This window comes from Microcoleus sp. A003_D6 (assembly GCF_036702825.1).
In the GTDB taxonomy this organism is placed as follows: domain Bacteria; phylum Cyanobacteriota; class Cyanobacteriia; order Cyanobacteriales; family Microcoleaceae; genus Microcoleus.
This window is the reverse complement of sequence record NZ_JAUBWA010000001.1, coordinates 147,721-173,040: the sequence shown is the minus strand read 5'-3', so window position 1 is coordinate 173,040 and position 25,320 is coordinate 147,721. Positions and strand designations below refer to the sequence as shown.

The 25,320-nt window shown below is 43.7% G+C and carries 21 protein-coding genes; 14 read left to right on the top strand and 7 right to left on the bottom strand.

What is annotated here, in order from left to right; translation table 11 throughout:
• Positions 1 to 5: 5 nt before the first annotated feature.
• From QUB70_RS00780 to QUB70_RS00755, 6 genes are all read left to right on the top strand, one after another.
• The gene (locus tag QUB70_RS00780; protein WP_332977828.1) at positions 6 to 1,256 is read left to right on the top strand and encodes a glycosyltransferase family 4 protein; all 1,251 of its coding nucleotides are present in this window, start codon (positions 6 to 8) and stop codon (positions 1,254 to 1,256) included.
• Between the two features lie 198 nt (positions 1,257 to 1,454).
• Positions 1,455 to 2,453 (top strand): glycosyltransferase family 2 protein, encoded by a 999-nt coding sequence (locus tag QUB70_RS00775; protein WP_332977827.1) that lies wholly within the window; start codon positions 1,455 to 1,457, stop codon positions 2,451 to 2,453.
• A gap of 1 nt (position 2,454) precedes the next feature.
• The gene (locus QUB70_RS00770) at positions 2,455 to 3,621 is read left to right on the top strand and encodes a glycosyltransferase family 4 protein (RefSeq protein ID WP_332977826.1); all 1,167 of its coding nucleotides are present in this window, start codon (positions 2,455 to 2,457) and stop codon (positions 3,619 to 3,621) included.
• A 120-nt stretch (positions 3,622 to 3,741) separates the two neighbouring features.
• A complete protein-coding gene (locus QUB70_RS00765) occupies positions 3,742 to 4,971 on the top strand; it encodes a glycosyltransferase family 4 protein (RefSeq protein WP_332977825.1) in 1,230 nt (409 codons plus the stop codon).
• A gap of 59 nt (positions 4,972 to 5,030) precedes the next feature.
• Positions 5,031 to 6,104, top strand: coding sequence for an NAD-dependent epimerase/dehydratase family protein (locus QUB70_RS00760; RefSeq protein WP_332977824.1), 1,074 nt, complete (start codon positions 5,031 to 5,033; stop codon positions 6,102 to 6,104).
• Between the two features lie 76 nt (positions 6,105 to 6,180).
• Entirely contained in the window at positions 6,181 to 7,026 is an 846-nt protein-coding gene (locus tag QUB70_RS00755) for a WecB/TagA/CpsF family glycosyltransferase (protein ID WP_332977822.1), read from the top strand.
• Positions 7,027 to 7,885: 859 nt separating this feature from the next.
• Here QUB70_RS00755 and QUB70_RS00750 read toward each other — a convergent pair.
• The 4 genes from QUB70_RS00750 to QUB70_RS00735 form a co-directional block, all read right to left on the bottom strand.
• The gene (locus tag QUB70_RS00750) at positions 7,886 to 9,124 is read right to left on the bottom strand and encodes a glycosyltransferase (protein ID WP_332977821.1); all 1,239 of its coding nucleotides are present in this window, start codon (positions 9,122 to 9,124) and stop codon (positions 7,886 to 7,888) included.
• A gap of 712 nt (positions 9,125 to 9,836) precedes the next feature.
• Complete coding sequence (locus tag QUB70_RS00745; protein ID WP_332977820.1) at positions 9,837 to 10,796, bottom strand: DUF362 domain-containing protein; 960 nt, start codon at positions 10,794 to 10,796, stop codon at positions 9,837 to 9,839.
• Between the two features lie 144 nt (positions 10,797 to 10,940).
• Positions 10,941 to 11,264, bottom strand: coding sequence for a hypothetical protein (locus tag QUB70_RS00740; protein ID WP_332977819.1), 324 nt, complete (start codon positions 11,262 to 11,264; stop codon positions 10,941 to 10,943).
• Positions 11,265 to 11,314: 50 nt separating this feature from the next.
• Positions 11,315 to 12,739 carry an aspartate ammonia-lyase gene (locus QUB70_RS00735; protein WP_332977818.1) on the bottom strand — a complete coding sequence of 475 codons (1,425 nt, stop codon included), beginning with the start codon at positions 12,737 to 12,739 and terminating at the stop codon, positions 11,315 to 11,317.
• Between the two features lie 50 nt (positions 12,740 to 12,789).
• Between QUB70_RS00735 and QUB70_RS00730 the strand changes: the two genes are divergently transcribed.
• The 5 genes from QUB70_RS00730 to QUB70_RS00710 all read left to right on the top strand — a co-directional run bounded on the left by QUB70_RS00730 (position 12,790) and on the right by QUB70_RS00710 (position 18,090).
• Positions 12,790 to 13,104 (top strand): hypothetical protein, encoded by a 315-nt coding sequence (locus QUB70_RS00730; protein WP_332977817.1) that lies wholly within the window; start codon positions 12,790 to 12,792, stop codon positions 13,102 to 13,104.
• Between the two features lie 41 nt (positions 13,105 to 13,145).
• Entirely contained in the window at positions 13,146 to 13,595 is a 450-nt protein-coding gene (locus tag QUB70_RS00725; protein WP_332977816.1) for a hypothetical protein, read from the top strand.
• Positions 13,596 to 14,117: 522 nt separating this feature from the next.
• A complete protein-coding gene (locus QUB70_RS00720) occupies positions 14,118 to 15,983 on the top strand; it encodes a hypothetical protein (RefSeq protein WP_332977815.1) in 1,866 nt (621 codons plus the stop codon).
• Positions 15,984 to 16,194: 211 nt separating this feature from the next.
• Positions 16,195 to 17,880, top strand: coding sequence for a DNA repair helicase XPB (locus QUB70_RS00715; RefSeq protein ID WP_332977814.1), 1,686 nt, complete (start codon positions 16,195 to 16,197; stop codon positions 17,878 to 17,880).
• A 6-nt stretch (positions 17,881 to 17,886) separates the two neighbouring features.
• Positions 17,887 to 18,090 (top strand): hypothetical protein, encoded by a 204-nt coding sequence (locus QUB70_RS00710; protein WP_332977813.1) that lies wholly within the window; start codon positions 17,887 to 17,889, stop codon positions 18,088 to 18,090.
• Here the strand turns inward: QUB70_RS00710 and yidD are convergent.
• The 3 genes from yidD to QUB70_RS00700 all read right to left on the bottom strand — a co-directional run bounded on the left by yidD (position 18,032) and on the right by QUB70_RS00700 (position 21,922).
• Positions 18,032 to 18,493, bottom strand: a complete 462-nt coding sequence (gene yidD / locus QUB70_RS32575; RefSeq protein ID WP_442927663.1) for a membrane protein insertion efficiency factor YidD — start codon at positions 18,491 to 18,493, stop codon at positions 18,032 to 18,034. The genes QUB70_RS00710 and yidD overlap by 59 nt on opposite strands.
• Complete coding sequence (locus QUB70_RS00705; protein WP_332977812.1) at positions 18,478 to 21,156, bottom strand: tetratricopeptide repeat protein; 2,679 nt, start codon at positions 21,154 to 21,156, stop codon at positions 18,478 to 18,480. The genes yidD and QUB70_RS00705 overlap by 16 nt, the downstream gene beginning before the upstream one ends.
• Before the next feature lie 274 nt (positions 21,157 to 21,430).
• On the bottom strand, positions 21,431 to 21,922 hold the full coding sequence (locus QUB70_RS00700) for a hypothetical protein (RefSeq protein ID WP_332977811.1): 492 nt from the start codon (positions 21,920 to 21,922) through the stop codon (positions 21,431 to 21,433).
• Between the two features lie 285 nt (positions 21,923 to 22,207).
• Between QUB70_RS00700 and QUB70_RS00695 the strand changes: the two genes are divergently transcribed.
• The 3 genes from QUB70_RS00695 to QUB70_RS00685 all read left to right on the top strand — a co-directional run bounded on the left by QUB70_RS00695 (position 22,208) and on the right by QUB70_RS00685 (position 25,234).
• Positions 22,208 to 22,543 carry an element excision factor XisI family protein gene (locus QUB70_RS00695; protein ID WP_332977810.1) on the top strand — a complete coding sequence of 112 codons (336 nt, stop codon included), beginning with the start codon at positions 22,208 to 22,210 and terminating at the stop codon, positions 22,541 to 22,543.
• A gap of 261 nt (positions 22,544 to 22,804) precedes the next feature.
• A complete protein-coding gene (locus QUB70_RS00690; protein WP_332977809.1) occupies positions 22,805 to 23,950 on the top strand; it encodes an iron-containing alcohol dehydrogenase family protein in 1,146 nt (381 codons plus the stop codon).
• Between the two features lie 99 nt (positions 23,951 to 24,049).
• Positions 24,050 to 25,234, top strand: coding sequence for an aspartate aminotransferase (locus tag QUB70_RS00685; RefSeq protein WP_332977808.1), 1,185 nt, complete (start codon positions 24,050 to 24,052; stop codon positions 25,232 to 25,234).
• The last annotated feature ends 86 nt before the right edge of the window (positions 25,235 to 25,320 follow it).

The window sequence follows — 25,320 nt, the reverse complement described above, 5'->3', positions numbered from 1 at the left end:
TTTTGATGAAAGTTTTGCTGGTAAGTAATTACGATGTTAAAGGTGGTGCTGCGAGGGCGACTTATCGCCTGCACGAGGGTTTGCAAAGTATCGCGGTAAATTCCCAGATTTTGGCTGGTTATAAGTCTAGTAATGATGAAACTGTGCGGTTGATGCCGACAAAATTCGGAGAAAAGTTTAAGAGTCTCAGACCTAAATTAAATAGATTGCCGTTAAAACTTTATCCAAAACTAGGTAAGGTAATTTTTTCGCCGCAATGGGTGCCGGATTCCTTGGCATCGGAAGTTGCCAAAATAAACCCAGATGTGATTAATTTGCACTGGGTTTGTGAAGGTTATATGCAGATTGAAACCCTCGCCAAGTTTAATAAACCGGTGGTTTGGACGCTGCACGATATGTGGGCGTTTACGGGTGGATGTCACTACAGTGAAAATTGCGATCGCTACATGAATTCTTGCGGTGCTTGTCCGCAACTTCACAGCACTAAAGATACTGATATTTCTCGTTGGATTTGGCAGCGAAAAGCGTCATCTTGGCAAAATTTGGATCTGACTTTGGTAACTCCGAGTCATTGGTTGGCTGAATGTGCGAAATCTAGTTCTTTGTTTGAAAAATATCCAGTTAAAGTAATTGCTAATGGTCTTGATGCTGAACTCTACAAACCGCTGAACCGCCCGCAGGTGAGAGATAGTTTGAATTTGCCTCAAAATAAACAGTTGGTGTTGTTTGGGGCGATGGAGGGAACGGGCGATCGCTGGAAGGGTTTTCCGTTGCTAGTTCCGGCTTTGCAAAGCCTCAGTAAGTCGGGATGGCAAGATAAAATTGAACTTTTGGTTTTTGGTTCTTCTGAGCCTGAAAGTCCGATCGATGTTGGTTTTAAAATTCATTATTTAGGCAGGTTGGAAGATGAAAATTTAGCAAAAGTTTATGCCGCGGCTGATGTGATGGTTGTACCGTCGCGGTACGAAGCTTTTGGTCAGACGGCATCGGAAGCGCTCGCTTGCGGTACGCCTGTGGTGGCTTTTGATGTGACGGGATTAAAAGATATTGTCGATCGCGAGCAAAATGGCTATTTAGCTCAACCTTATGATAGTGAGGATTTAGCGCGAGGGATTGCTTGGGTGCTAGAAGATTCAGAGCGACACCAAAAGCTTTGTCGCAACGCTCGCTTGAAAGTTGAAGCAAAGTTTACATTAGAAGTGCAAGCTCGCGAGTACAAAAAACTTTATGAAGAAGTTAGCCAAGCTGCTAACTAGGTCAAACTAACTAAACGTATCACTTGTAAGGTATAGAGAATGCCAGTTTTTGGGTATTTATTGGTATATTTTCGGAGAGTGCGACGTGTTGATTGCTACAATAACTTCTTAAGAAATTAGACTCGGGACAAAGCTGGAAAATCAAAAAATAAATGATTGAGTAAATATATTGATAGTTGGGACAAATTGAGTTAATAATTGTATAGGACTCGAAATCGATCGGCATTGTCGATCGCCAGAGGACAATTTTATACCAATTTTTCACGAACAGCCAAATATTTGATAGAGATGGAGCAGATAAGTATAGCAGTCCTGATGACTTGCCATAACCGCAAGTTAAAGACTTTGGCCACTCTAGAGTCGCTGTTTAAGCAAATATTAACAAGTGAAATTGCACTCAATGCTTATCTGGTAGATGACGGCAGCACCGATGGCACAGCCGAAGCAGTACAGCAAACATATCCTCAAGTCAAGATTTTTGCCGGAGATGGTAACTTATTTTGGAATGGAGGAATGCGTGTTGCTTTCAGCGAAGCCATGAAAGACGATCCAGACTACTATCTCTGGCTCAACGACGACACCGTGCTCGATCCAGAAGCTTTAAACGTCCTGCTGACAACCAGTAGCGAGCTAATTAAAAAAGGAGAAAAAAAGGCGATCGTCGCCGGCTCTACTCGCGATCCTGAAACCAGTGATTTTACTTACGGCGGCATAGTCAAAATTACACCATTACTTCCCTTTAAATTTCGCTTCCTCGAACCTACAAAAGCAGCTCAGCCTTGTGACAGCATGAATGGTAACTGCGTGTTAATTCCCCGCAGCGTCGTTGAACTTGTTGGTAATCTCGATCCAGCCTTTATTCATTATTTATCAGATTGGGAATACGGGCTGCGGGCCCGACAAAAAGGCTGTACAGTTTGGATAGCTCCGGGCTATCAAGGAACCTGTTCGCCCAATCCGCAGTCAACAAAAATAGCGGCCGCCAATATGAGTGAAGGCTTGCAAAAAATGAACCAACCCAAGGGTTTAGCTTTTAAAGATGCTACCCTTCAACCCTGGGAAGAGTGGAAAGTATTTGCTCAGCGTCACGGTGGTTTATTCTGGCCAATGTATTGGTTGCTACCTTATAGAAGGTTGGTTTGGTTTTCTGTTTTGAGCAAGCTGGGATTAACTAAAAACAAAACCGAAGGTGAATAGGATGGTAGATCGAGGTGATTTGCGCGTCGCTTGGCTGGTTCCAGAAGTAGAATTGGGTGCATATTGGCAGCCAGTATTGAGAGAATTTACAAAAGTATTTAAGAATACCGTGTTTTATACTGGTCGCGTTTGGTCAGGGTTCGATCCGACGCTACCGGGAGCATCAGCAATTCAGTTGGTAGGGGAGACGAAATTTGTCGAGACCCAAAAAATAGAAACAGGGTACGATCGCGGTTTTATCGCAGTGTCGCCTAGTATAATCGGTCACTTGCTTAAATTTAGACCTCAAGTAGTTTTTCCTCAAGCTTTTTCTTTGTGGACTGTCTTGGTTATCCTGCTCAAACCGCTTTGTCAATGGCGAGTTGCAATTATTTATGATGGCAGTTCCCCGAACACAGATTTTCGAGATTCGAGTTTTCGGACATACGCAAGACGCATTCTAGCTAAGTTTGCCGATGCTTTTGTTTCTAACAGCCAAGCAGGGAAAAGATATTTGGTGGAAGTTCTCAATGCACCGGAAGATAAAGTTTTTACTAGAACTTATTTAGTTCCAGATGCCGAAACGCTGCTGAAACCTTTGGCAACAACAAAGCCGCTAAATTTAGATATCAAACGGCCAATTTTTTTATATGTGGGAAGGATCACAGCTAGAAAAGGAATTAAGACACTGTTAGAAGCTTGTGCCATGCTCAAAAAGCAGGGATATTCTGATTATACTTTATTAATTGTTGGCAAGGGCGACCAGCGAGATGAGTTGGAAGCTTTTATTAAAGAGCAAGATTTCTCAGAGCAAGTAAACTGGGTGGGATGGGTTGATTACGGAAGTTTGGGAGGTTATTTTCAGCAAGCTGATATTTTTGTGTTTCCTACTTTTGAGGATGTGTGGGGAATGGTTGTACCGGAAGCGATGGTGTTTGGGAAACCGGTATTGTGTTCTAACGGTGCAGCTTCCTGCGAGTTAATCGCGGAAGGGGAAAACGGTTATATTTTCGATCCTGCCAATGCTAAGGAGTTGTCCGAAAAAATGCGGATTTTTATAGATAGTCCTGATTTGATAGAATCGATGGGAGAGAGTTCGCGACAGCTAATTTCTCAAAAAAGTCCTGAAACAGCAGCAAAAGCTTATATCGAAGTTACATCTTTTTTGATGAAGTCAGTTGACAGTTGACAGTTGACGGTTGACAGTTGTTATTAGTTACTGGTTATTCGTTATTTGTTACCAATAATTTTCCAGATTTTACCTCCAAAGCCCGATGCCCGATGCCCGATTACCAATTACCAATTAACAATGAAAGTTTTATTATCTGCCTTTGCTTGCGAACCAAATCTGGGTTCCGAAGAGGGAGTAGGATGGAATACTGTTATCCAAGCTGCTAAACATCACGAAAGTTGGGTGTTTACTCGCACGTTTTGTCGATCGTACATTGAAGCAGAACTAGAACGCAATCCAGTGCCCAATCTGCACTTTGTTTATTTCGATCCGTTCGGGTGGAGCGAAGATTGGAAGGGAAAACAGGGATTGCTGCAACTTCACTACTATTTGTGGCAAATCTGGGCTTATTTTATCGCTCGAAAGCTCGATCGCGAAATCGGTTTTGACATAGTACACCACGTAACTTATGTCAAACATTGGTCTCCAAGTTTCCTGGCGCTGTTGCCGCATCCTTTTATTTGGGGGCCTGTGGGGGGTGCAGAAGCAGCACCAAAGCCTTTTTGGCAAGATTTTAGCCGCCGGGGCAAAATTTACGAAACGCTGCGAGCATTGGCTCAAAGCGCAGGAGAACGCGATCCGTTTGTGGGGCTGACGGCGCGCCGCAGTGCGGTGGCCCTAGCCACTACCGAAGAAACAGCAGCCAGACTGCGATTTCTCAAAGCAAAAAACGTGAAAATTTTCTCGCAAGTCGGTTTGTCGCAGCAGGAAATTCAGGAACTAGAAAAATTTCCAACCCCGCCGGATCGACCAATTAGATTTATCAGCGTCGGTCGTCTATTACACTGGAAAGGGGTGCACTTGGGACTCCGTGCATTTGCGGAGGCGAAGGTAGAACAATCGGAATATTGGATTGTCGGAGACGGCCCGGAAAGACAGCGTTTAGAAGCTTTGGTAACAGAATTGGGACTGGCAAATAAAGTACATTTTTGGGGAGCTTTACCGCGCACTGAAACTCTTTCTAAAATGGCGGAGTCTCACGTTCTCCTCCATCCCAGTTTGCACGACTCTGGCGGTTTTGTCTGCACGGAAATGATGGGAGTTGGCCGTCCGACGATTTGTTTGGATTTGGGCGGCCCTGCGACTCAAGTGACTGCTGAAACTGGCATTAAAGTGGCTGCTACTGACCCCGATCGCGCTGTGAAAGGTCTAGCAGAGGCTATAGTATGTTTAGCGCACGATCGTGAATTGCGAGATCGCTTGGGTCGAGCCGGTCAAAAGCGCGTCAGGGAAATCTATGATTGGAATATAAAAGGTAAATTCTTTGCCGAATTGTGCCAAGATGTATTCGAGGGGAAATCAGGATAAATTCTGATTTATTCGATCTCGCAAAACAAAGAAAACTCTATTTTTTCAGGCGGTGAAACGTGAGCGTTGCAATCATTACTGGATCGGCGGGTTTAATTGGCTCGGAGGCGTGTAAGTTCTTTGCTAAACAGGGATTAGACGTGGTAGGAATTGACAATGATATGCGCCGCGTATTTTTTGGCGACGAAGCATCTACCACTTGGAATAGGGAGCGGCTCGAACATTCCTTAAAAGACAAATATCACCATGTCGAAGTAGATATCCGGGATGGTGAAGCAATTGCCAAGGTTTTTAAGCAGTATGGTTCCGATATTAAGTTAGTAATTCATACCGCAGCTCAGCCCTCTCACGATTGGGCAGCGCGGGAGCCTCTCACAGATTTTACTGTTAATGCCAACGGGACTCTCAATCTTTTAGAATCTACCAGGCAATATGCAATAGAAGCTCCGTTTATTTTTACTTCAACTAACAAAGTTTACGGCGATACGCCTAACCGTTTGCCCCTGGTAGAATTGGAACATCGTTGGGAAATCGATCCTAACCATACCTACGCAGGGGGTATCCGAGAGGATATGTCAATTGACCAGACGCTACACAGTTTATTTGGTGCTTCTAAAGTAGCGGCAGACGTTTTAGTGCAGGAATACGGGCGCTATTTTAATATGAAGACTGCCTGTTTTCGCGGCGGATGTCTCACGGGACCCAATCACTCTGGTACTCAATTGCATGGGTTTTTAGCTTATTTAATGAAGTGTGCCGCAATGGGGACTGCTTACACCGTGTTTGGCTACAAAGGAAAGCAAGTCCGCGATAACATTCACAGTGCTGATTTAATTGCAGCATTTTATGAATTTTATAAAGCTCCCAGAAGCGGCGAAGTTTATAATACAGGAGGAGGCAGGTACAGCAACTGTTCGATGGTAGAAGCCATTCAGATGTCGGAGGAAATTGCCGAACGCAAATTCAATTGGACTTATGCTGAAGGGAATCGCATGGGCGATCACATTTGGTGGATTAGCGACAATTCAAAATTCGCCAGTCACTATCCTGACTGGAAAATGAAATATAACGTTAAACAAATCCTACAGGAAATTTATGAATGTAACCGCGAGCGTTGGCTGAAAGAGGAGTAGAATGATTGACCGAAAATGTGCTGAGAATTGTGGTAAACGATTGAATACAACGTTAAACAAATTCTAAAGGAGATTTATGAATGTAACGGCGAGCGTTGGCTTAAAGAGGTGTTCCATGATTGATAAAGGGAAAAAAAGTGTACTCGGCATATTAGTAAATGCCGTTAATTATGAAGCTGCTGTCAACAAAATTATTGCGGCAGCCAGCGCCGGAGAACCAATGTCTGTTTCGGCTCTAGCGGTTCACGGGGTAATGACTGGGGTTCTTGACAGCACTCACCGCTATCGGATCAATCACATTGATTTAGTATTGCCAGACGGACAGCCGGTCAGGTGGGCGTTAAATTTGCTTTACAATACGGAATTGCCCGATCGAGTTTGCGGGCCGAATGCGATGTTACAAATCTGCGAACGTGCGGCAGAAGAAGGATTATCTATCTATTTGTACGGCTCTCAAGCTTCTGTACTGGAGGCTTTATCTCGCAATCTCTGCCAGCGTTTTCCCAAGTTAATTATTGCTGGAACTCAGCCTTCTAAATTTAGGAAGGTTTCGGCCGAAGAGAAACAAGAAATTGCGCAGCAAATTCGCGATAGCGGTGCAGCAATTACTTTTGTCGGTTTGGGGTGTCCGCGACAAGAAGTCTGGGCTTACGAATACCGGGACGACTTATCAATGCCGCTGATTGCTGTAGGTGCTGCTTACGATTTTCATGCGGGTAATTTGGCTAAATCTCCTGAGTTTTTATCTAAGATAGGTTTGGAATGGCTGTTTCGGTTGATTAAAGAACCCAAACGGCTCTGGCAGCGGTATGTTTTTTTGAATCCGCTTTATATCTGGCTGTTTTTGCTGCAAGCTTTGAAAATCAAAGAGTTCGACCCCAAAGACGCGACGCCACCTGTGGAAGAAGTATTGTATGGTTGAAATTTCCCGAACTTTTGTGAATTGTCAGTTTTCACGTAATTGCTCAACCCCCTTGACAAGAAGACAAGATAGACATTAGATGAAGGAATGGAAAAACTCCCAGACCTAAAACAGCTATCGAACGAGGCAAAAGAAGTCTTGATAGTAGAGCTATGGGAGAAAATCCAAAAACTAACCGCAGCGTTAGCAAGCACAGACCAACCAAAACTAGGCCCATCTCCCAAAAAAACTAGCAAAAATTCCAGCACTCCACCCTCTAAAGGATTCAAGCCCAACATTAAGCCCTCAAAAATCATTGCTGACAAGTTAAACTAGGGAAGCATTTGTCAATCAGCAATTATGCTCAAATTTTCTTCAAATATGGGGTGAAAAACGGAAACTTGGGCGCTCGTGCGAGCGTGCGGAGCGCCATATTGATGCCCGCTGACCCCAAATCGCGAATTTTCCACTCTTCAAACAGCACTATTTTGAGTATTATTGCTGATTGACAAATGTAGCAAAGTCTTAACTTGTCACGAATGTAGTAGTGAGCAGGCGATTCGGGTGAGTGTAATATTTTGCCGTGTGACTAATGGCTTTCGTTCGGAATGGGGCAGAGATTTGGAAAGCTGCCGTTCGTTCAGTTGTCAATACTGGGAAGCGTCAAGGTTTAACTGCTTATCAATCTATTCAACAAGCTCTCTCTATTGATGGCTCCCTTTTTTCCCCTAGTTGAGCAATTACGAAAAAAATATCTAAATCTAAGGGCGATCGCTCACATCAACCATTGCCTTTACAAAACCTCCAATTTCCGTGGCTACTTTAATGAAACCAGTCTCAATCATAGACCGAAGGATTCTTAAGGCAGTTGACGGTACGCCTAAACCATCTCCGGAGCATCACATACTGGACTTTGGGTGACTTGATTAGGCCTCGTTGAGTAGGCAATAGCCTGCATATGTTTTATGCGCGCTTGAAAAGTCTTCTCAAATGTGTGCTGTTGAGCAAACTTCAGCGACTTCAACGACATCAATTTAATTTCTTCCCGGTTGTGGCTGAGTTCTGCAATTTTCTTCGCCATCTGCTTAGGCTGATTCATTGGCACAACCCATCCTGTCTCCGACATTTCTGCAATTCCCTGGAATGCTTCGTTAGCATACCCAACAATGGGCACGCCACCAGCCATAGTTTCTATGTAAGTACAAGAAGGATCGCCCTGCCGGTGACAGCAAACAAACAAATCAATATTGTTTTTCACAAAGGGGAAAAACTCTGTTTTAAAGTCCGGCACTCCGAGCATCTTCACGCAATCATTAAGTTGATTGGCAGCTATTTGCTGGTGCATCATCTCTTCTAATTCACCAATACCACTGATGAACATTTCAAATTTCACCTTCAGTTGTTTGAGTTCTCTAGCGACCTCAAGTAAATGATCTGCTCCTTTCATCTTAATTAGGCGACCTGAAAATACTAGCCGCAGAGGCATATCTTGAGAGCGGTTTTTAGTGCGCCCTTCAATCTCAGCTTCTGTTGCTAACATCTCCTCGCTAATCCGCGTGTCAAAGAAAAACAGTGGCTTGCGATTGATATGCTTGTATTCTTGGTAGGTAGGGGTGCCGTTGGACTGCAATCCATCTGCCATTGCGATCGCCTTGCGCTGCTTATATTCCTGAGTGTAAGTCCAAATAATTTTTCGCAAGCGGAGCAAGGGATTACTCGTACTCACATTCACTATCTGTTTCCGAGTTTTCAGACTGTATTCGGACACGTAAATACACGGTACTCCCGCTATTTTACACACTTTACTGATATGGTTCTGTCTGTATTCGGGGACAGCCAATACCAGCGAACTCTGATGCTGATGTAGTAAAGCTGGGGTGATTTTAGCAAAAGAAATTATTTCCAGTTGGAATGGCAATTCATCAACTTTGAATATTTTTGAATCTATCTGGTCGTTGTCTTCTTTGGTTTCTTCCATCATCACCGTAATGGAACCAAACCAATACTTAGCTAACTCACCAACTGCTTCAATCAATTTGCGGGTGAGTAAAACTTCACCGTTTGGCAAAAGCTTAGCTTTGAGTGGCTGTAAGATTGTCAGATTGTTCTTAGTAAGCATAGGTTAATTACTTCCTTATTTTAATTTTTTACTGTTGATGCGGTAGTGAATCTTTGGTTTACTTGGCAAGGGCTGTTGCTCGATATAACCGACATCTACCGAATTTAAATTTCGCCTGATACGAGAAGAATTTCAGACTCTGTTTCGAAGATATCTAATACTTAAGATGGAGCCAGCAACTGAATTAGACCTTTATTATTTAAGGTGAGGTCTGTTTGATATGTCGCAATCATCTGCGATCTACGTATAAGTGTCAATCACCTTTTCCGAGCTTTACTCAATCTTTATAATTTAGCGGTCAATTATAAAGAAAAGCGCAACTTTAGGGTAAATTTGGTTAAAGAAAGGGCTGTTATAAGTGTTTATATTTATGTAAAAACCTCTAACTGCTCCTATGTAGCAAGAATGAGCGCGAGTTGCGAATACGGCGAGACCAATGCTTGAAGTAAATCGGCGCGAAAAAGCGCCCATAGGTAAACGAGGGCAAAGTCTCCAAATGATCTCTACTGGCTGACTTAAATCTGTTTACATAGTGTTACATTATGCGGTTTAATACAGCATACCTACTGAAACCATAGAGTTATAAAAAATTTATTAAAAGTTTACATAAATAGATATGTTGTAACATAATTATAATAATAATAATATTTCTTTACAATTTAAGGCGAAGCAGAAGGAATAAAAAAAAGAAATTTTATCCCTTCTCTCTTCGCTAATGCGAAGCCTTGATGCTGAACTTTTCTTTGATAAACCGGATATAAAGGTGCTTAAAGGCCGACTTAACCACCCGCGGCATACCAAAGTCGATCGGCATCATACTTTCCGGTAGCTTCCAATCCAAAACCTTGAGAGTTTCCGGCTGCAAAAGCGGAAAATCAATCGCCTCTAAATTCGAGCAAAGTCCCAATCTCATCGCCGCAGCTACAGTCGGAACCGCCGCCGGATCTACATTAATAATTTCAACTAAAGTCCTGTCCAAAGCAAAGACATCATCAGACGCGCCCAAAATTCCCAAAAACTTAGGTTCGCCGCCGCTTGGCCCGTTACCTTCGTGACCGATAATTCCATCCAAAATCGTCAAATTTGGGTTAATTGCCCGGGCAGTTTCTACCAGCATTTCACCGAATCTGGCGCTATCTTTGCCGGCTTCCATGTGCCACCAAGCCTTCATTTTGCCGGGGACGCAGCCGAACAAATTTTTCACGCCCATTGTCACCGTTAATTGAACGTGAGATTTTAGTTTTGGCAAATTAATCACGACATCCGCTTCCATTGCTTCTTTGCAAATTCGCAGATGATTGAAATCTTCGCTGACAGTTTCGTAGCGTTTTCCTTGAAACTCAACTACTGGCAAATTCAGTTCTTCCAACAGCGGCAAATAACCGTTGGCTTTGGCTACACCCATTGCGCTACCAAAAGCCGGACTGTCGCCTAAAAACGGTTTTCCTCCCGCTTCTATGACCATTTTAGCCACACAGTAAACCAATTCTGGGCGGGTGACGCATTCTTTTGTAGGGCGAGAACCTGTCAGGAGATTGGGTTTGAGTAAAACCCGATCGCCCGATTTGACAAAAGCCGAGATTCCGCCCAGAGGTGCGAGCAAACTTTCTAAAGATGCTTGCAAGATTTGGCGATCGTATGAATTGGCCCTAATTAAACTAACAGCAGACATAGTGGGAATGGGGAATGGGGAATGGGGAACTGGGAATGGGTAATGGGGAATGGGGAATAGTTATTAGAAATTGGCAATAATTATATATTTCCAATGCCCAATGCCCGATTCCCAATGCCCAATTTCTTACTGCGAACCTTACTTTTAAGACATCGGCAATCTACCAGCAGCAGCCCGCTGCATGGTACTAACTCGCAGCGAGTTAGAGAATACTCCTTGACCTTGCAGTTGAGGGATGGCCGGTTTTACTTCCACTTTTACCAACCTAGCAGTGCAGATAAAAACCGTTTGATCGACTAAATGAAAAGTCAACCAAGGTAGATTTAATAAATGCAGCACTTCCTCTTGAAATTCTTGTGCAGGCATCGGAATAGTAAAGGTTTCTGTGTGACCTTCCACATAATGAAATGTGACTTGAGTTGTGTTCTCTTTATCTTGAGTTAATTGGGCAAATGAACCGGCGCGCATAAATTTTGCTCCTAAACTTGAGACTCTGAAAGAATACTGCCATCTTGTGGCTAAGGGTTAGCAGATGATATTGGCATCGCACTCATTTTCTCTAAATCTAGAACTTTTGCCAAGTCTTCTGCACTCATTAAACCCCTTTCTAGCACAATTTGCCGCAAAGATTTGCCAGTTTCTAGAGATTCTTTAGCGACGGCGGCGGCGTTGAGATAGCCAATGTGAGTGTTGAGGGCGGTAACGAGGGCGAGACTACCTTCTGCGTAGGCGAGACACCGATCGCCCTTTGCTTCAATTTTTGCGAGACATTTGGTACTCAGGGCGCTAATCGTATTGCCTAAAATTTCGATGCTGTGAATGAGATTGTAGGCGATTAGGGGCATCATCACGTTCAATTCTAATTGTCCCGCTTGGGCTGCAAGGGCGATCGCGCTATCGTAACCCATCACTTGAAAACAAACCATCGATGTCATTTCTGCCATCACAGGGTTGTATTTTCCCGGCATAATGGACGAACCGGGTTGCACGGGAGGCAGTTGAATTTCTTTCAAACCCGTTTTCGGCCCTGAGTCCATCAAACGCAAGTCGTGGGAGATTTTAACGCAATCTTGAGCGAGATTTCGCAGTGAACCGGACACATTTACAAACGGTGCCATACTCTGCATAGCAGCCATTAAATTCGGTGCTGGCTTCAGAGGTTTTTCGATCAATTTCGAGAGAATTTGAGCAACTTTTTGACAGTATTCAGGATGAGTATTTAAGCCAGTTCCCACCGCACTACCGCCCAATCCCAAAAATGTCAAATCCCCCGATGCAGTTTGAATTCTCAAGGTATGTTCTCTAAGAATTTGCGCCCAAGAGCGGAAGGTTTCGCCCAGTCGAACCGGCACAGCATCTTGCATATGAGTGCGACCGGATTTGACGATATCTTGGAATTCTTCGGCTTTGTTGTCAAGGGCGACTACGGCCTCCGACAAAGCCGGAAAAAGAGTTTTTTCTAATGCCAAAAGTCCGCCGATCCGAATCGCAGTCGGAATCACATCATTTGTCGATTGACCGTAGTTTACATGATCGTTAGGACTGACGCGCTTGTAGTTGCCTTTTTCCTCGCCCATAATTTCCAAAGCGCGATTGGAAAGAACTTCATTAACATTCATGTGGTGAGAAGTTCCAGCGCCTGCTTGGTAGACATCAACCACAAATTGATCGCGCAATTTGCCAGCTAGGATTTCGTCGGCTGCTTCGATAATTGCTTGACTGATGTCTTGGGGAATGCAGCCGAGTTCGCCATTGGCGATCGCCGTTGCTTTCTTAATTAAAACACAAGCATCAACGTAAGTTGATAAAGGCTTAATCCCGCTAATCGGAAAATTTTCGATAGCGCGCAGGGTTTGAATGCCGTAGTAGACTGTAGATGGGATTTGTTTGTCTCCCATCGAGTCGCTTTCGGTGCGGTAGGTTGCGGTTGGGTTTTGAGTCATATCGTCTGGTTTGTGATAATTAGGAATTGTGCAAACAGAACTTACGCACAGTGGGTCAGAAACCGGGTTTCTTGTCGGGGAATCTGTTTGAAAGCGTAGTTTTTTGTCAAGAAACCGGGTTTCTGAAGGTGTTTGTGCGTCTTGGACTGGCAATTTTTTTTGGTAACACGGCTGACGGGCGATCGTACTTTTGGGCGCCTGCCGGCCACTTTACAGTAATGCGTAAGTCCCGATCGTACAAAATTATCCCACATCTGGGGCTTCAATCTAAAATCTCAGATATCAAATCGATTGACAGTTTGCAAAAGCTAAAATTAGTCGATCGGCAAGGGCGATCGCACGCAGACAAGGCGACTCAGCTATAATCATATAAGTAAATCCATTTCACTCATAGCGTTAAACTCCCATGAACAAACCAGCAAAAACTTTCAAACACCCGCTAAATATTTTGATAATCTGCTTAAGTGCCTATGCGATTTTTCCGGCTTCAGTAAAGGCTGTATCCAGCATTGTTCCCACCGCACCCATCCCGGAAACACCGGCGATTTTAATGAGTCAGCGCCAGCAGAAGATTCAGTTTAAGCGCGGTGCTAGTTCAGCGGAAGTAAAAGGAGGAGTAGCGCGCGGCGAAGTCATGATTTATCTGATTAACGCCAAAGAAGGTCAAACCATGAATGTTGAGATCCAATCAGTTGAGGGAAATGCTGTTTTTAAGGTTGTCGATCCCAATACAAACGCCGTAGTTGAAGGAGAAAAAAGCTGGTCTGGAAAATTGCCCCAGACGGGAGAATATCAGATAGTCATCGGTACGGAACGAGGAGGCGCCAGTTACACTCTGTCAGTTTCGATCGACTAATTGTATGGTGCGTCGCCACGAGATATTCAAGCTGCTTGGAGATTGTTGGTAGCGACGCACTCTACGTTCTAGAGTAGTTGTGCAATCCCGACTTTTTTAGATTGCCTAATTATTTCAGTTGACAGTTGACAGTTGACAGTTGACAGTTGATAGCGACCTCTACCTGGAAGGAAGAGGATTGGAGTAATAGACCTCTTGCAAAAATAGCTGGGACGGGCAAGATGCCCATCCCACAAAAAGTTTTTTTCTTGTGGAATGGGCCGGAGAGCCCGTTCCAAAATTTGATTAAAAGGACTTTTGCAAGAGGTCTAATGAATAGTCTTCTTTTAATTTATCCCCAGCAGTGTTCCGGCTTTAAACCAATTCTTTCTGGTAATTTATCAGATAAAATTAGCGTGTGTTTAACAATAAATATTAAACCATACTGCTGAATTTTGTAACAAAAATTCAAATTACAAATCGGGGAAAGTTGTTATAGTTGATAGCACAAACAATTTTGCAGCAGGCGCATTGCCAAAAAATATGCCGCGTTACCAAAGCCTAGATAATGTTACTACCCTCCAAGAGGCACTCGAAGGAATAATTGTTGAAGATTTAAAAAAGCTGAATGCACTGTTGTCGGGCGATCGCAAATTAACCCGCAAAGCTGACCTGGTTGCTGGGATTAAACAGCAAATGCAGGGACAAAAACTCAAGCAAGTTTGGGCGCAATTAGACGACCTGCAAAAAGCGGCCGTAGCGGAAGTTATACATGGGCCAGGTGGTGGCTATGATGCCGATGTATTTGTGGCGAAATACGGACAACAACCAAACTGGGGAAAGAGCGATCGCTATGGATACAACCGAGAACCATCCCTACTATGCTTGTTCTTCTACGGCGCTGCGATACCCTACGATCTTGAAGAAAAATTGCTGAAGTTTGTGCCAAAACCCCAAGCAACTTCCTTAAATCTGGTTGGCGATGTACTGCCAGATAATTTTATGGTTCGTGTAGAAAAACAGAACTTTCGTACATCTAAAATAGAGGTATCCGAGTACGAACTTCCTTTGACAATTTTTGAAATGGAACGGGCAGCCCCAAAGGATTTGGAAGCAGTTTTGCGTCTAATTCAGTCGGGCAAAGTTGCGGTTAGTGAGAAAACCGCATTACCTGGTGCCGCAACTCTGAAAGCGATCGCCGCCGTATTGCAAGGGGGTGATTTTTATAACGACGAACAGCGCCAAGCTACCTTGGAAAAGGGCGATATATTCTACGAGGTTGGTAACATCAAATCCTTTGCTTGGGCCGCGATCGCCCAAGCGAGCAAATTCGCCGAACAATCGGGCAAAAAGCTAGTTTTGACCAAAGCGGGACAGAAAGCTTTGCAAGAATCACCTAGCAAAGGATTGCAGACAGCATGGAAGCGCTGGTTAAAAACAAACTCTTTTGATGAATTTCGCCGCATTGATGCGATTAAAGGACAAACGGGCAAGGGGGCGCGCGGCATGACACCGGTGGCGGGGCGGAGAGAGACGATCGCCTCAAGGCTAGCAGAATGTCCTGTCGGTAAATGGATTCTGTTTAGCGAATTTAGCAAGTATATGTTGGCAACGGGCAATCGGTTTGAAGTAACGCGCGATCCCGAAAATCTCTACATTTCTGAATTTGGGTATGGTAACTTAGGATATTCGGGCAGTCACGATTGGCATATCCTGCAAGAAAGATATATGCGCTGCCTGTTGTTTGAGTATGTTGCTACTCTGGGAATAATTGATGTTGCCTATGCCGATCCGTCCCTCGTACCCAGCGATTTTGACGATCTTTGGGGAACGGACGATTTGAGATTTCTCAGCCGCTACGACGGCTTAATCTCTTTTCGCCTGACAGCTTTGGGGGCTTTCTGTTTGGGATTGACTCACAATTACACCCCGCCAGCAATTGAGTTCCGTCAAACACTGCGCGTACTGCCCAATTTAGATATTGTTGTAGCAGGAGAAGGCATCGCGGCATCAGATGCGATCGTCCTCGATCTGTATACTAAAAAAGTTTCTGATGTCGTCTGGCAACTCGATCGACAAAAGCTATTTACCGCCATTGAAGCTGGATACCCGCTAGCAGAATTTAAAGAAGTTTTAGAGACAAGAAGTATGGAACCGCTACCGGAAACCGTACAGCAATTTCTGACGGATGTTACAGAACGGTCGAATAGTTTGCAAGATGCAGGAACTGTCAAGTTAATCGAATGTAAAAACGCCCATTTAGCTGTGTTGATTGCCAATGATTCCCGCACCAAAAAATTCTGTCAGCTAGCGGGCGATCGGAGTTTAGCAGTTCCATTATTCCAGGAAGCTAAATTTCGCAACGCCCTGCGACAGATCGGCTACGTCTTACCCCAGCGGGATAGATAGTATTAGACAAAATTGCCAAAGTCAAAAAACCTCTTAAAACTCACATCTTGCACCATTGTCAGGAACAGGCAAGATGCCTGTTCCACAAGAAATCAACTCTTTGTGGAACAGGCATCTTGCCTGTTCACAAAAGGCTAATTGAAAATGGTGCAATATCTCAGTTAAAACCATCTGCGTTGATCTGCGGTTCATCTATCAATCGAAACAAGCCATGAATTATGTTCCCGAAAATGCTTTGATCGTGCAAAGCGATCGATCGATCTTATTAGAAGTTCACGCCCCTACAGCACAACAGGCGCGAGAAGCGATCGCCCCCTTTGCCGAATTAATCAAAAGTCCCGAACACATCCACACCTATCGCATCACGCCCCTCAGCGTGTGGAATGCGCGGGCGGCGGGAATGTTAGTTGAATTGATGATCGCAGCTTTGCGAAAGTATGCTAAATATGACATTCCTGAGTCGGTAGCGCAGGAAATCGAACTGCTTGGTACGCGCTACGGATTGACGGTAATTGAAAGGATTGATGCGGAAAATCCCGATTTACAACTGCGGATTGCCGATCGCCCGCTGACGGAGTTGTTAGTGCGGGACGATCGCGTAAAACCGCTGTTAGGTAAGCGGATTTCGGATCTTTGTTTTCAAGTCGATGCGGGGAATCGCGGTGTACTCAAACAAGCTTTGCTAGCAGTGGGTTATCCGGCGGAAGATTTAGCTGGATATGTCGAGGGTGCGGAGTTGGCAATTGCGTTGCGCGATCGTACTTTGGGCGACTTACCCTTTACTTTGCGTACCTATCAAAAAGAAGCTGTAGAGGCATTCTATCAAGGGGGAGAGGTAAGAGGTGGCAGCGGTACGATCGTCCTACCCTGCGGGGCTGGTAAGACGATTGTGGGGATGATTGCGATGAGTTTGGTAAAGCAAAAAACATTGATTCTCACCAGCAGTTTGACTTCGGTGCACCAGTGGCGGAGGGAAATATTAGACAAAACAAGTTTAACTGAGGATGCGATCGCCGAGTACAGCAGTGTCAGCAAGCAGACGGCTGCTGTCACCCTATCGACTTACCAAATGCTAAGTTATCGATCGACTAAAGATGATGAATTCCCGCATTTCGAGTTATTTAATGCCCAATCCTGGGGACTGATTATTTATGATGAAGTCCATCTATTACCTGCGCCGATATTTCGGATTACCGCTGAATTACAAGCACGACGCAGGTTAGGTTTAACTGCGACATTGATTCGCGAAGACGGGAAAGAAGGGGATGTGTTCACGTTGATTGGCCCGAAACGCTATGACGTACCTTGGCGCGAATTGGAAGGACAGGGATTTATTGCCACTGCCAATTGTACGGAAATCCGCGTCGCCCAAAATGAGGCAGAAAAAATGGAATATGCCCTAGCGCCCCGCCGCAGTCAGTTTCGGATTGCTGCGGAAAATCCGGGTAAGTTGGATGTGGTGCAAAGTTTGTTGCAAAAGGAGGCGGGACACCGTATTTTAATTATTGGTGAGTATCTCGAACAGTTAGATGCGATCGCCCTAGTTACCCAATTACCGCTGATTACGGGGAAGACAAAACAGGCTGAGCGCGATCGGTTGTACGAAGCATTCCGTCACAAAGAGATTCCTGGATTAATTCTATCTCGCGTGGGCAATTTTGCCGTTGATTTACCCGATGCCGATGTGTTGATTCAGGTATCGGGAAAGTATGGTTCTCGCCAAGAAGAAGCGCAGCGCCTCGGACGAATTCTCCGCCCGAAATCTGACGGACATACTGCGAGTTTTTATACATTAGTCTCGCTACAAACTTGCGAGGAGGATTTTGCCCGACACCGCCAACTGTTTCTGACTGAACAGGGCTACAGTTATACTATTGAGATTCAAGGCGATGGTTAGTCAGCGTTGCGTATTCGTGTTTTTTCTAAGTTGAATGGCTGTATTTTTCTGGGATATGGGAAAGGGGCGAGCAATTCCAAGAAGTTGCGGGCGATCGGGTTTCACCTGTTAGGGAAGGCTGCTGTTCAGCGACAGCACATAAACCTTTACATCACCACCAATATCTACGAAATGTCCACTGCAACAGCTTTGTTAGGCTACCATTTCTAAATAAAAGGAAATTTTTTATCTTAGTTTTAGCTTTAGATCTTTTCCCTTTACACAAACATATTGTTTTCAACTTCATATGCGCCATTTGGCACTTCCGTAATCGCTCTTGAAAGAGAGGAATTGCTTTGTTAATACCTTGAGATTTAACTATTTGCCGAAAATATTCTGAACAAGACTCATCTCCATACAGTCTACTGTAAGCACAGGAAAATCCTTTGCGAGGCGAGAGGTACTTCTGATAAATTCGGACAAAAAAAACAACAATTAGATCTAGAATAAATCGCAAGCCAGCTTTCTCTGCAAAAAAAACTAACGGTGCAATCAGTCTCAGAAAATTGGATAGCAATCCTCTGCGTCTTGTTGTTATGAGTATATTCCGTTTAGAAACTAGCGATTTAGCCATGTTATAAGTACATCAAGAAAATAACGAACTGGCTTTGCAAATCTTGGTGAATTTTTGAGCCACTGAGCAATGGGTGGAGATAGATAGTAGTATAAATTGATCAATAAACCTCCCCAAAGATGTGGTATGAGTTTTTCATCTCGAAAACGCCTTAGAACAACTACTTGTGGTGCATTGTAGTTACCATAAACTGCGGTAGCTATAAAACAATCGCAACCACTACAGTCTCCAACATCACAACCACTACAGTCTCCAACATCACACTCCCCACAATCACTAAAACCTCCGTTAGAGCCACCTGTTGCAATATTATCAGAATTGCCACTAGAACTACCAATCACAAAATCGCCAGAACTGCTGCTGCCAGAACTACCTCCTCCAGAACCAGCTAATTCTGTTGCTATAGTACTAAAATTACTTTCAGATATATTATTTCCATCTTGAACAACACCAGATGAGTGGCTGTCAGATAAAGAAAAACCACCGCCGCCACCGCCACCACTGCCACCAGAGGGAGATGAAGTTCTAGACCGAGACAAAGAATCTAAATCAGAAGTCATGTCTCGTCTGAGATTGGAAAGATTTGAACCTCCTGACTGGCGTGAAGATTGATTTTCCGATGGTTGAGACTGTGTTGGGCTAGTCAGAGTATTAGGATCGGGAGGTAAGGATCTTTTCTTCCTCAAATCATTATCAAAGGGATATGCCCTTCGATTTCGCCGTAAATTATCCTGGTTAGAAGGCTCAGAATTTGGTGCATTAGGATCTCTCCTTCCACCAGGTTTGGGTTTTAAGTCATCCTCGTTAGAAGGATCAGAGTTTGGTGCATTGGGAGCTTTGTTCTCACCAGTCCTTGGCTCATCTGGATCGCGAATAAACTCCATAAATACTACTGTAGCTGCACTTCCAACCGGAATCCCAACAGCAGCACCAAACATAATCCAGCCTATTTTCTCTCTTGTTTTCCGTCCATGTTTACTGTTAGGTGATAAGAAATCTTCCCATTCAGGATCGCGCATATTATTAAGTCTATCATGCCATTGTTTAGCTACTATACTAATAGTTAAATGCTGGCTTTCAGCACATACTTTAAGTGTTTGGAGGATTCGCAATTTTTTATCTTGTAAAGTAGCTTGAGACTCAAATAAAGTAGCAAGGCTCAAAACACAAATTTCTGCTAACTCATTGTCAAAATAATTATTAACTGTTATCTTTTCTATAAGCTGAGTGACATTTTCAAGAGTGATATTTTCGGCATTAACGTTTCTCAAAATCGATTGAATTGCCACAATTGAATCTTCTTCAATAATTGTGGAAAAAAACTCACCAGGCTTAAGATCATAATTATTGACAATTTTTCGAGTTATTTTCTGTTCAAAACCTTTAATGTAAACATTTCCAATATTGCTCTCATCAATAAGAGTTTGTATTACTCGAATTCCATTTTTATGTAATTCTTCTGAAACTTGCTTTATGTAATTTCGATCGCCTGTTGACCATAATAGTTGATGAGCTATTTTTAAATTTTCAATTGCTTCATCTACTCTTTCATTGCCAAGATTTGACAAGGCTTTTCCTTGAATAAAATAACCATAAAAAGCACCACAAAAAATATTGCCTATTTCATCATAGAGTTTTCGGCAATGAATACTTAGTTCTAAAGCTCTTTCATATTTGTTGAGTGATAGAGCAATGAAGCCAAGATAGCCTAAACAAGATGCTTCTCCTGAAATATCTGCCTGTTCTTTGGTTATCAAAAATGATCGCTCAAGCAGTTGAGTGGCTTTTTCATACTGCTTTAACTTTCCATATGTATTACCCATATTGCACAGAAGACTAGCTTCTCCAGTTCGATTTCCAAGTTGCTGAAATAGAACTAGAGCTTGTTCATAATTCTCAAGCGCTTTCAAGTGATTACACAATTGATCGTAGCTTGAGCCAATAGCTTGAAAGGCATATGCTTTTCCAACAAGGTTACCGCTCTCCTCATAAATATTTAAAGCTTTATCTCGTAGGAGAAGCGATCTTTTAAATTCACTTAAAGACTGATATGAACTGCCAAGACCAAGAAGAACATTAGCCTCTCCAATACGATTTCCATATTCCTTATATATAGTCAAAGCTTTTTCATCTAATTCAATTGCTGACTGAAATCGACCAAGATTTATATAAGTATTTGCTAGATTTCTTAATGAGTCAGCTTCTTGTACACGATCTTCCAAATCTCTTATTATTGGCAATTGCAATTCATAATATTCAGCCGCCGATTCATATTGATAAAGTAATTCATAAATATTAGCTAATTCCTTAAAACCCCACGATTTCCAAATCGGGCTATCTATTTCGTTGCTAAGTATTAGAAATTCTTCAAAGCAATTAATTGCACCTTGATATTGTCGTTGTCCCTTTAAAGATAGTCCTAAATTTCCAAGTGCTTCACCCTCTCCATTACGATCGCCTAGTTCTTTGGTAATTGATAATTGTTGTTCAAAGTACAAAGCAGATATATAAAAATTTCCAACCCTAAGATAAGTAGTACCAATTAAGCGCAGTGCCTGGTTTTCAAGATTTCTGTTTTTAACATCTCTTGTATCTGCTAACTGACGCTCATACAACTGAATAGTTTTTTGAAATTCTTCTGAATCTTGTTCATTAATTGACATACTACATTTTGTCCATTTTACTAAGACTGCTAACCCTTATCTTCATTTATTTAAAAATAAGAGTCTGATCGTTGGATGATTTAGAGGTAGCTATCTGAACGGAATTGATCTTGCAAAAAACTATTAGACCTCTTGCAAAAATCCTTTTCATCAATTGATGGGACGGGCAAGATGCCCATCCCAGAAGAAAAAATAACTCTTGTGGGATGGGCATGTTGCCCGTCCTAATTATTTTTGCAAGAGGTCTACTGTATGACTCTAGGTAACTGATAATTTAAGTCTTTTGTTTAAAATCTGTAAGCTGTACCTTTTTCTTGGCTTCTGTATTTTTTAGCATTGTCTGCTCTACGACTCCACTACTGATCGTTGTTTCCTGAATAAAACCTTTAGCTTCTAGACTATCTTCCGTCTTTAGTCCGTCTACCATTACCTGTTTTACTGTTCGCAACACCTCAACTTCTTGCACCAATAGTCTCAATTGAGCAGCAAATAGAGAGTCATCATCTATCGCATTCTCTAAATAAACTTCCAGTCTACCAAAAGCATTTTCTGAACCTGTTTCTTCGATTAAGGCAATTGCTTCTGTTGCTTTTCTGTTCTTCTTGTCAAAAAAGTAATTAGAAATTTCTTTACGCAAAGCATTCGCTTTAACTAATGCTTCGCCAGTTAACCTTTTTGCAGCCTCACCTGCACTTGACTTAATAAATTCATCAAAAGCAAGCTTTAGAATTGCTCCGGCCGCAATTGTCGTCACTGTATCTGTCATTTTGAAACTCCTAAACAGTACTATGTTAGTTATTATCAATACTCCGGACAGTTTTGAATCACCAACGGTTGAATGCGGGTTTTAGCCGCTACCCAAAAAACTGTCCAAAGTATTGATTATAGCAATCCTCATTAATTTTCTAGATTTGGAAAAACTGAAGTCCTTACTAGACAAGGAGTCTAGCAAGACAAGGGGTCGTTATCTTTTGAGACTCAGAGGGGATTGCTACAGTATACCGAATTTTCCATCTAGTCAACCACTGGGTCACAAAAAGGCGATTCTCCAATGGATAACTCACTAACTTATGCAGACATTCTTAAAAAAACCCTGCAAGAAGCAACTCGCGCGCAACCCCGTTTACAGGCGATCGAGCTTTACTCCGTCTGTGATGTCGATTCGGGTCACTTTCTGGTTCTGGCGACAGGCTGGGATAAACAGCGCTGGATGGACACGATTCTGTTTCATGCTCGTTTAGTCGATCGTCAAGTTGTAATTGAAGAGGATAATTTCGAGGAAGGTTTAAGCCAATTACTGATTGAGGCCGGTATAAAAGCAGAGCATATTGTGACTAGCTCTTTTCCTGACAATAGCGATCGACAAAGAACGCATCAAACAGTGTAAAACCCCTCGATCGACAATTGTTATGCTGAAACAAAGCATCTGTCCTTTCAGCACTCTGCAACATACATCATTAAAACGATCGAATTGGAAGTCTAAAATTGGGTGAATACTCGCGATCGCCCTCAACTCCCCTCTCCCATGCCCCAACCCCGCACAATACTTAATAAAAACTTTACAAAACTTACCCGATCGCCCAACATGGGTTAGAGTTATCCTAGAAAATCCAGCAATCCTGCAAAGCGTCACTTATCCAGTGGTTCGATGACTCAAACCCAAAGCACTAAAACCGCCACCCCAACTGCAATTTATTCCTTGACAATTGCTCCCGCCTGTGTATTGCGGGGTCGATCGGCGATCGCACAAGCCGGAGATGCGATCGCCCGTTTCGGAAAGCGGCCGCTAATCGTCGGCGGCAGCAACTCCCTCGCCGCCGCCCAACCCTACCTGCAACCAATCCTCGAACAGCAGCAGTTACAATCCGCCGAAACAGCATACGGCAAGGATTGCAGCGAAACCAGCCTCGAAACCCTCCGCGCAGCCGTCGAAACCCATGAAGCCGATTTCATCATCGGTGTCGGCGGCGGCAAAGCCTTAGACGCAGCCAAACTCGTCGCCCATCAGTGCAAAATGCCGATCGTCACAATACCCACATCAGCAGCCACCTGTGCCGCTTGGACAGCCCTTTCTAACATTTATTCAGAACAAGGTGCATTCCAATACGATGTCACATTAGCCAGATGTCCCGACTTATTAATACTCGACTACGGCTTAATTCAAACCGCACCGCAGCGGACATTAGTAGCAGGAATTGGAGATGCGATCGCCAAATGGTACGAAGCATCAGTCAGCAGCGGACACTCCGAACAAACCCTGATAATTTCCGCCGTCCAACAAGCTAGAATACTGCGCGATATATTATTCCAAAAATCAGCCGCCGCCCTCAAAGAACCCGGTAGCGAAACCTGGCAAGAAGTCACAGATGCCGCCGTATTGCTAGCAGGAGTAATCGGCGGAATTGGCGGCGCCCAATGTCGCACCGTCGCCGCCCACGCCGTCCACAACGGCCTAACTCATCTATTAGCAAGTCACGGCACATTGCACGGCGAAAAAGTAGCCTACGGCATTTTAGTACAACTGCGACTAGAAGAAATGCTGCAAAACAATCAACTCGCAGCTAGCGCCAGACAGCAACTGCTAAAATTCTACGCCGAGATTGGATTACCCCAAACTTTAGACAACCTCGGACTCGGAGACATTACCATCACAGAATTGCAGCGCGCCGCCGATATCGCCTGCAATCCCAATTCCGACATCCACCGACTGCCTTTTAAAGTTGTTCCCCAACAATTAATGGCAGCGATGGTTTCTACCACCGCACCTGTGGGAGAATTAAAGATTAAGAATTAAAACAGTTTGTAGTAAGGACTAAAGTCCTGAAAAGGCTGTGCTAGCAAGGACTGAAGTCCTTACTACAAACCAGGAAAACTGACAACTGACAAAAAACAAATGACCTTGGATTGGATTACCCCTGCTGACAGGTTGCAAAAACTACCGCCCTACGTATTTGCCCGTCTCGACGAACTCAAAGCCCGCGCCCGCGAACAAGGACTCGATTTAATAGACTTAGGAATGGGAAACCCCGATGGTGCCACTCCTCAACCAGTAGTAGAAGCCGCCGTCGCAGCCATCCAAAATCCTGCAAATCACGGCTATCCACCCTTTGAAGGAACTGCCAGTTTCCGCCTTACTATTACTAAATGGTACAGCCGCCGCTACAACGTTGAACTCGATCCAGAAAGCGAAGCATTGCCTTTGTTGGGTTCTAAAGAAGGTTTAGCACATTTTGCGATCGCCTATATCAATCCCGGCGACTTAATATTAGTACCCAGTCCCGCTTATCCCGTATTATTTCGCGGCCCGATTATCGCCGGTGCAAAAGTTCACAACATCATCCTCAAACCAGAAAATGACTGGGTAATTGACTTAGCCGACATTCCCGACAGCGTAGCCGAACAAGCCAAAATACTCTACTTTAATTATCCCAGCAATCCGACTGGAGCAACTGCACCCCGCGAATTTTACAAAGATATTGTGGCTTTCGCGCACAAACATCAAATCTTGCTGGTTCACGATTTGTGTTATGCCGAATTAGCCTTTGACGGCTATCAACCGACAAGTTTATTAGAAATTCCCGGCGGTAAAGAAATCGGCGTCGAATTTCACACGATGTCAAAAACCTACAATATGGCCGGCTGGCGCGTCGGTTTTGTAGTAGGAAATAGCAAAATTATTCAAGGTTTGCGGACATTAAAAACTAACCTAGATTACGGTATATTTTCCGCTTTGCAAACAGCAGCAGAAACCGCACTGCAATTGCCGGACAGTTACTTGCACGAAGTGCAGAATCGTTACAGGACTCGCCGGGATTTCATGGTGGAAGGATTGGCAGAATTAGGGTGGAATATTCCTAAACCTCTGGCTGCAATGTATCTTTGGGTTCCCTGCACTCCCGGCATGAGTTCGACTGATTTTGCCCTGAATGTTTTGCAGCAAACTGGTGTTGTGGTGACTCCTGGCAATGCTTTTGGGCCCGGCGGCGAAGGATATGTGAGAATTAGTTTGATTGCAGATTGCGATCGGCTGGGAGAAGCCCTGCGGCGTTTGAAACAAGCAAACATTCGCTATCAATAGTCATTGGTTATTGGTTATTGGCGATGATCGGCCGCTCACTCTGCATCAACTCATTATTATGTGGAGGGTGACACCCATTATCCCCT

Coding starts and splice junctions, on each gene's coding strand:
- QUB70_RS00780 (WP_332977828.1), top strand. CDS start 6: ATGAAAGTTTTGCTGGTAAGTAATTACGATGTTAAAGGTGGTGCTGCG.
- QUB70_RS00770 (WP_332977826.1), top strand. CDS start 2,455: ATGGTAGATCGAGGTGATTTGCGCGTCGCTTGGCTGGTTCCAGAAGTA.
- QUB70_RS00765 (WP_332977825.1), top strand. CDS start 3,742: ATGAAAGTTTTATTATCTGCCTTTGCTTGCGAACCAAATCTGGGTTCC.
- QUB70_RS00755 (WP_332977822.1), top strand. CDS start 6,181: ATGAATGTAACGGCGAGCGTTGGCTTAAAGAGGTGTTCCATGATTGAT.
- QUB70_RS00750 (WP_332977821.1), bottom strand. CDS start 9,124: ATGCTTACTAAGAACAATCTGACAATCTTACAGCCACTCAAAGCTAAG.
- QUB70_RS00745 (WP_332977820.1), bottom strand. CDS start 10,796: ATGTCTGCTGTTAGTTTAATTAGGGCCAATTCATACGATCGCCAAATC.
- QUB70_RS00740 (WP_332977819.1), bottom strand. CDS start 11,264: ATGCGCGCCGGTTCATTTGCCCAATTAACTCAAGATAAAGAGAACACA.
- QUB70_RS00735 (WP_332977818.1), bottom strand. CDS start 12,739: ATGACTCAAAACCCAACCGCAACCTACCGCACCGAAAGCGACTCGATG.
- QUB70_RS00725 (WP_332977816.1), top strand. CDS start 13,146: ATGAACAAACCAGCAAAAACTTTCAAACACCCGCTAAATATTTTGATA.
- QUB70_RS00720 (WP_332977815.1), top strand. CDS start 14,118: ATGCCGCGTTACCAAAGCCTAGATAATGTTACTACCCTCCAAGAGGCA.
- QUB70_RS00715 (WP_332977814.1), top strand. CDS start 16,195: ATGAATTATGTTCCCGAAAATGCTTTGATCGTGCAAAGCGATCGATCG.
- yidD (WP_442927663.1), bottom strand. CDS start 18,493: ATGGCTAAATCGCTAGTTTCTAAACGGAATATACTCATAACAACAAGA.
- QUB70_RS00705 (WP_332977812.1), bottom strand. CDS start 21,156: ATGTCAATTAATGAACAAGATTCAGAAGAATTTCAAAAAACTATTCAG.
- QUB70_RS00700 (WP_332977811.1), bottom strand. CDS start 21,922: ATGACAGATACAGTGACGACAATTGCGGCCGGAGCAATTCTAAAGCTT.
- QUB70_RS00695 (WP_332977810.1), top strand. CDS start 22,208: ATGGATAACTCACTAACTTATGCAGACATTCTTAAAAAAACCCTGCAA.
- QUB70_RS00690 (WP_332977809.1), top strand. CDS start 22,805: ATGACTCAAACCCAAAGCACTAAAACCGCCACCCCAACTGCAATTTAT.
- QUB70_RS00685 (WP_332977808.1), top strand. CDS start 24,050: ATGACCTTGGATTGGATTACCCCTGCTGACAGGTTGCAAAAACTACCG.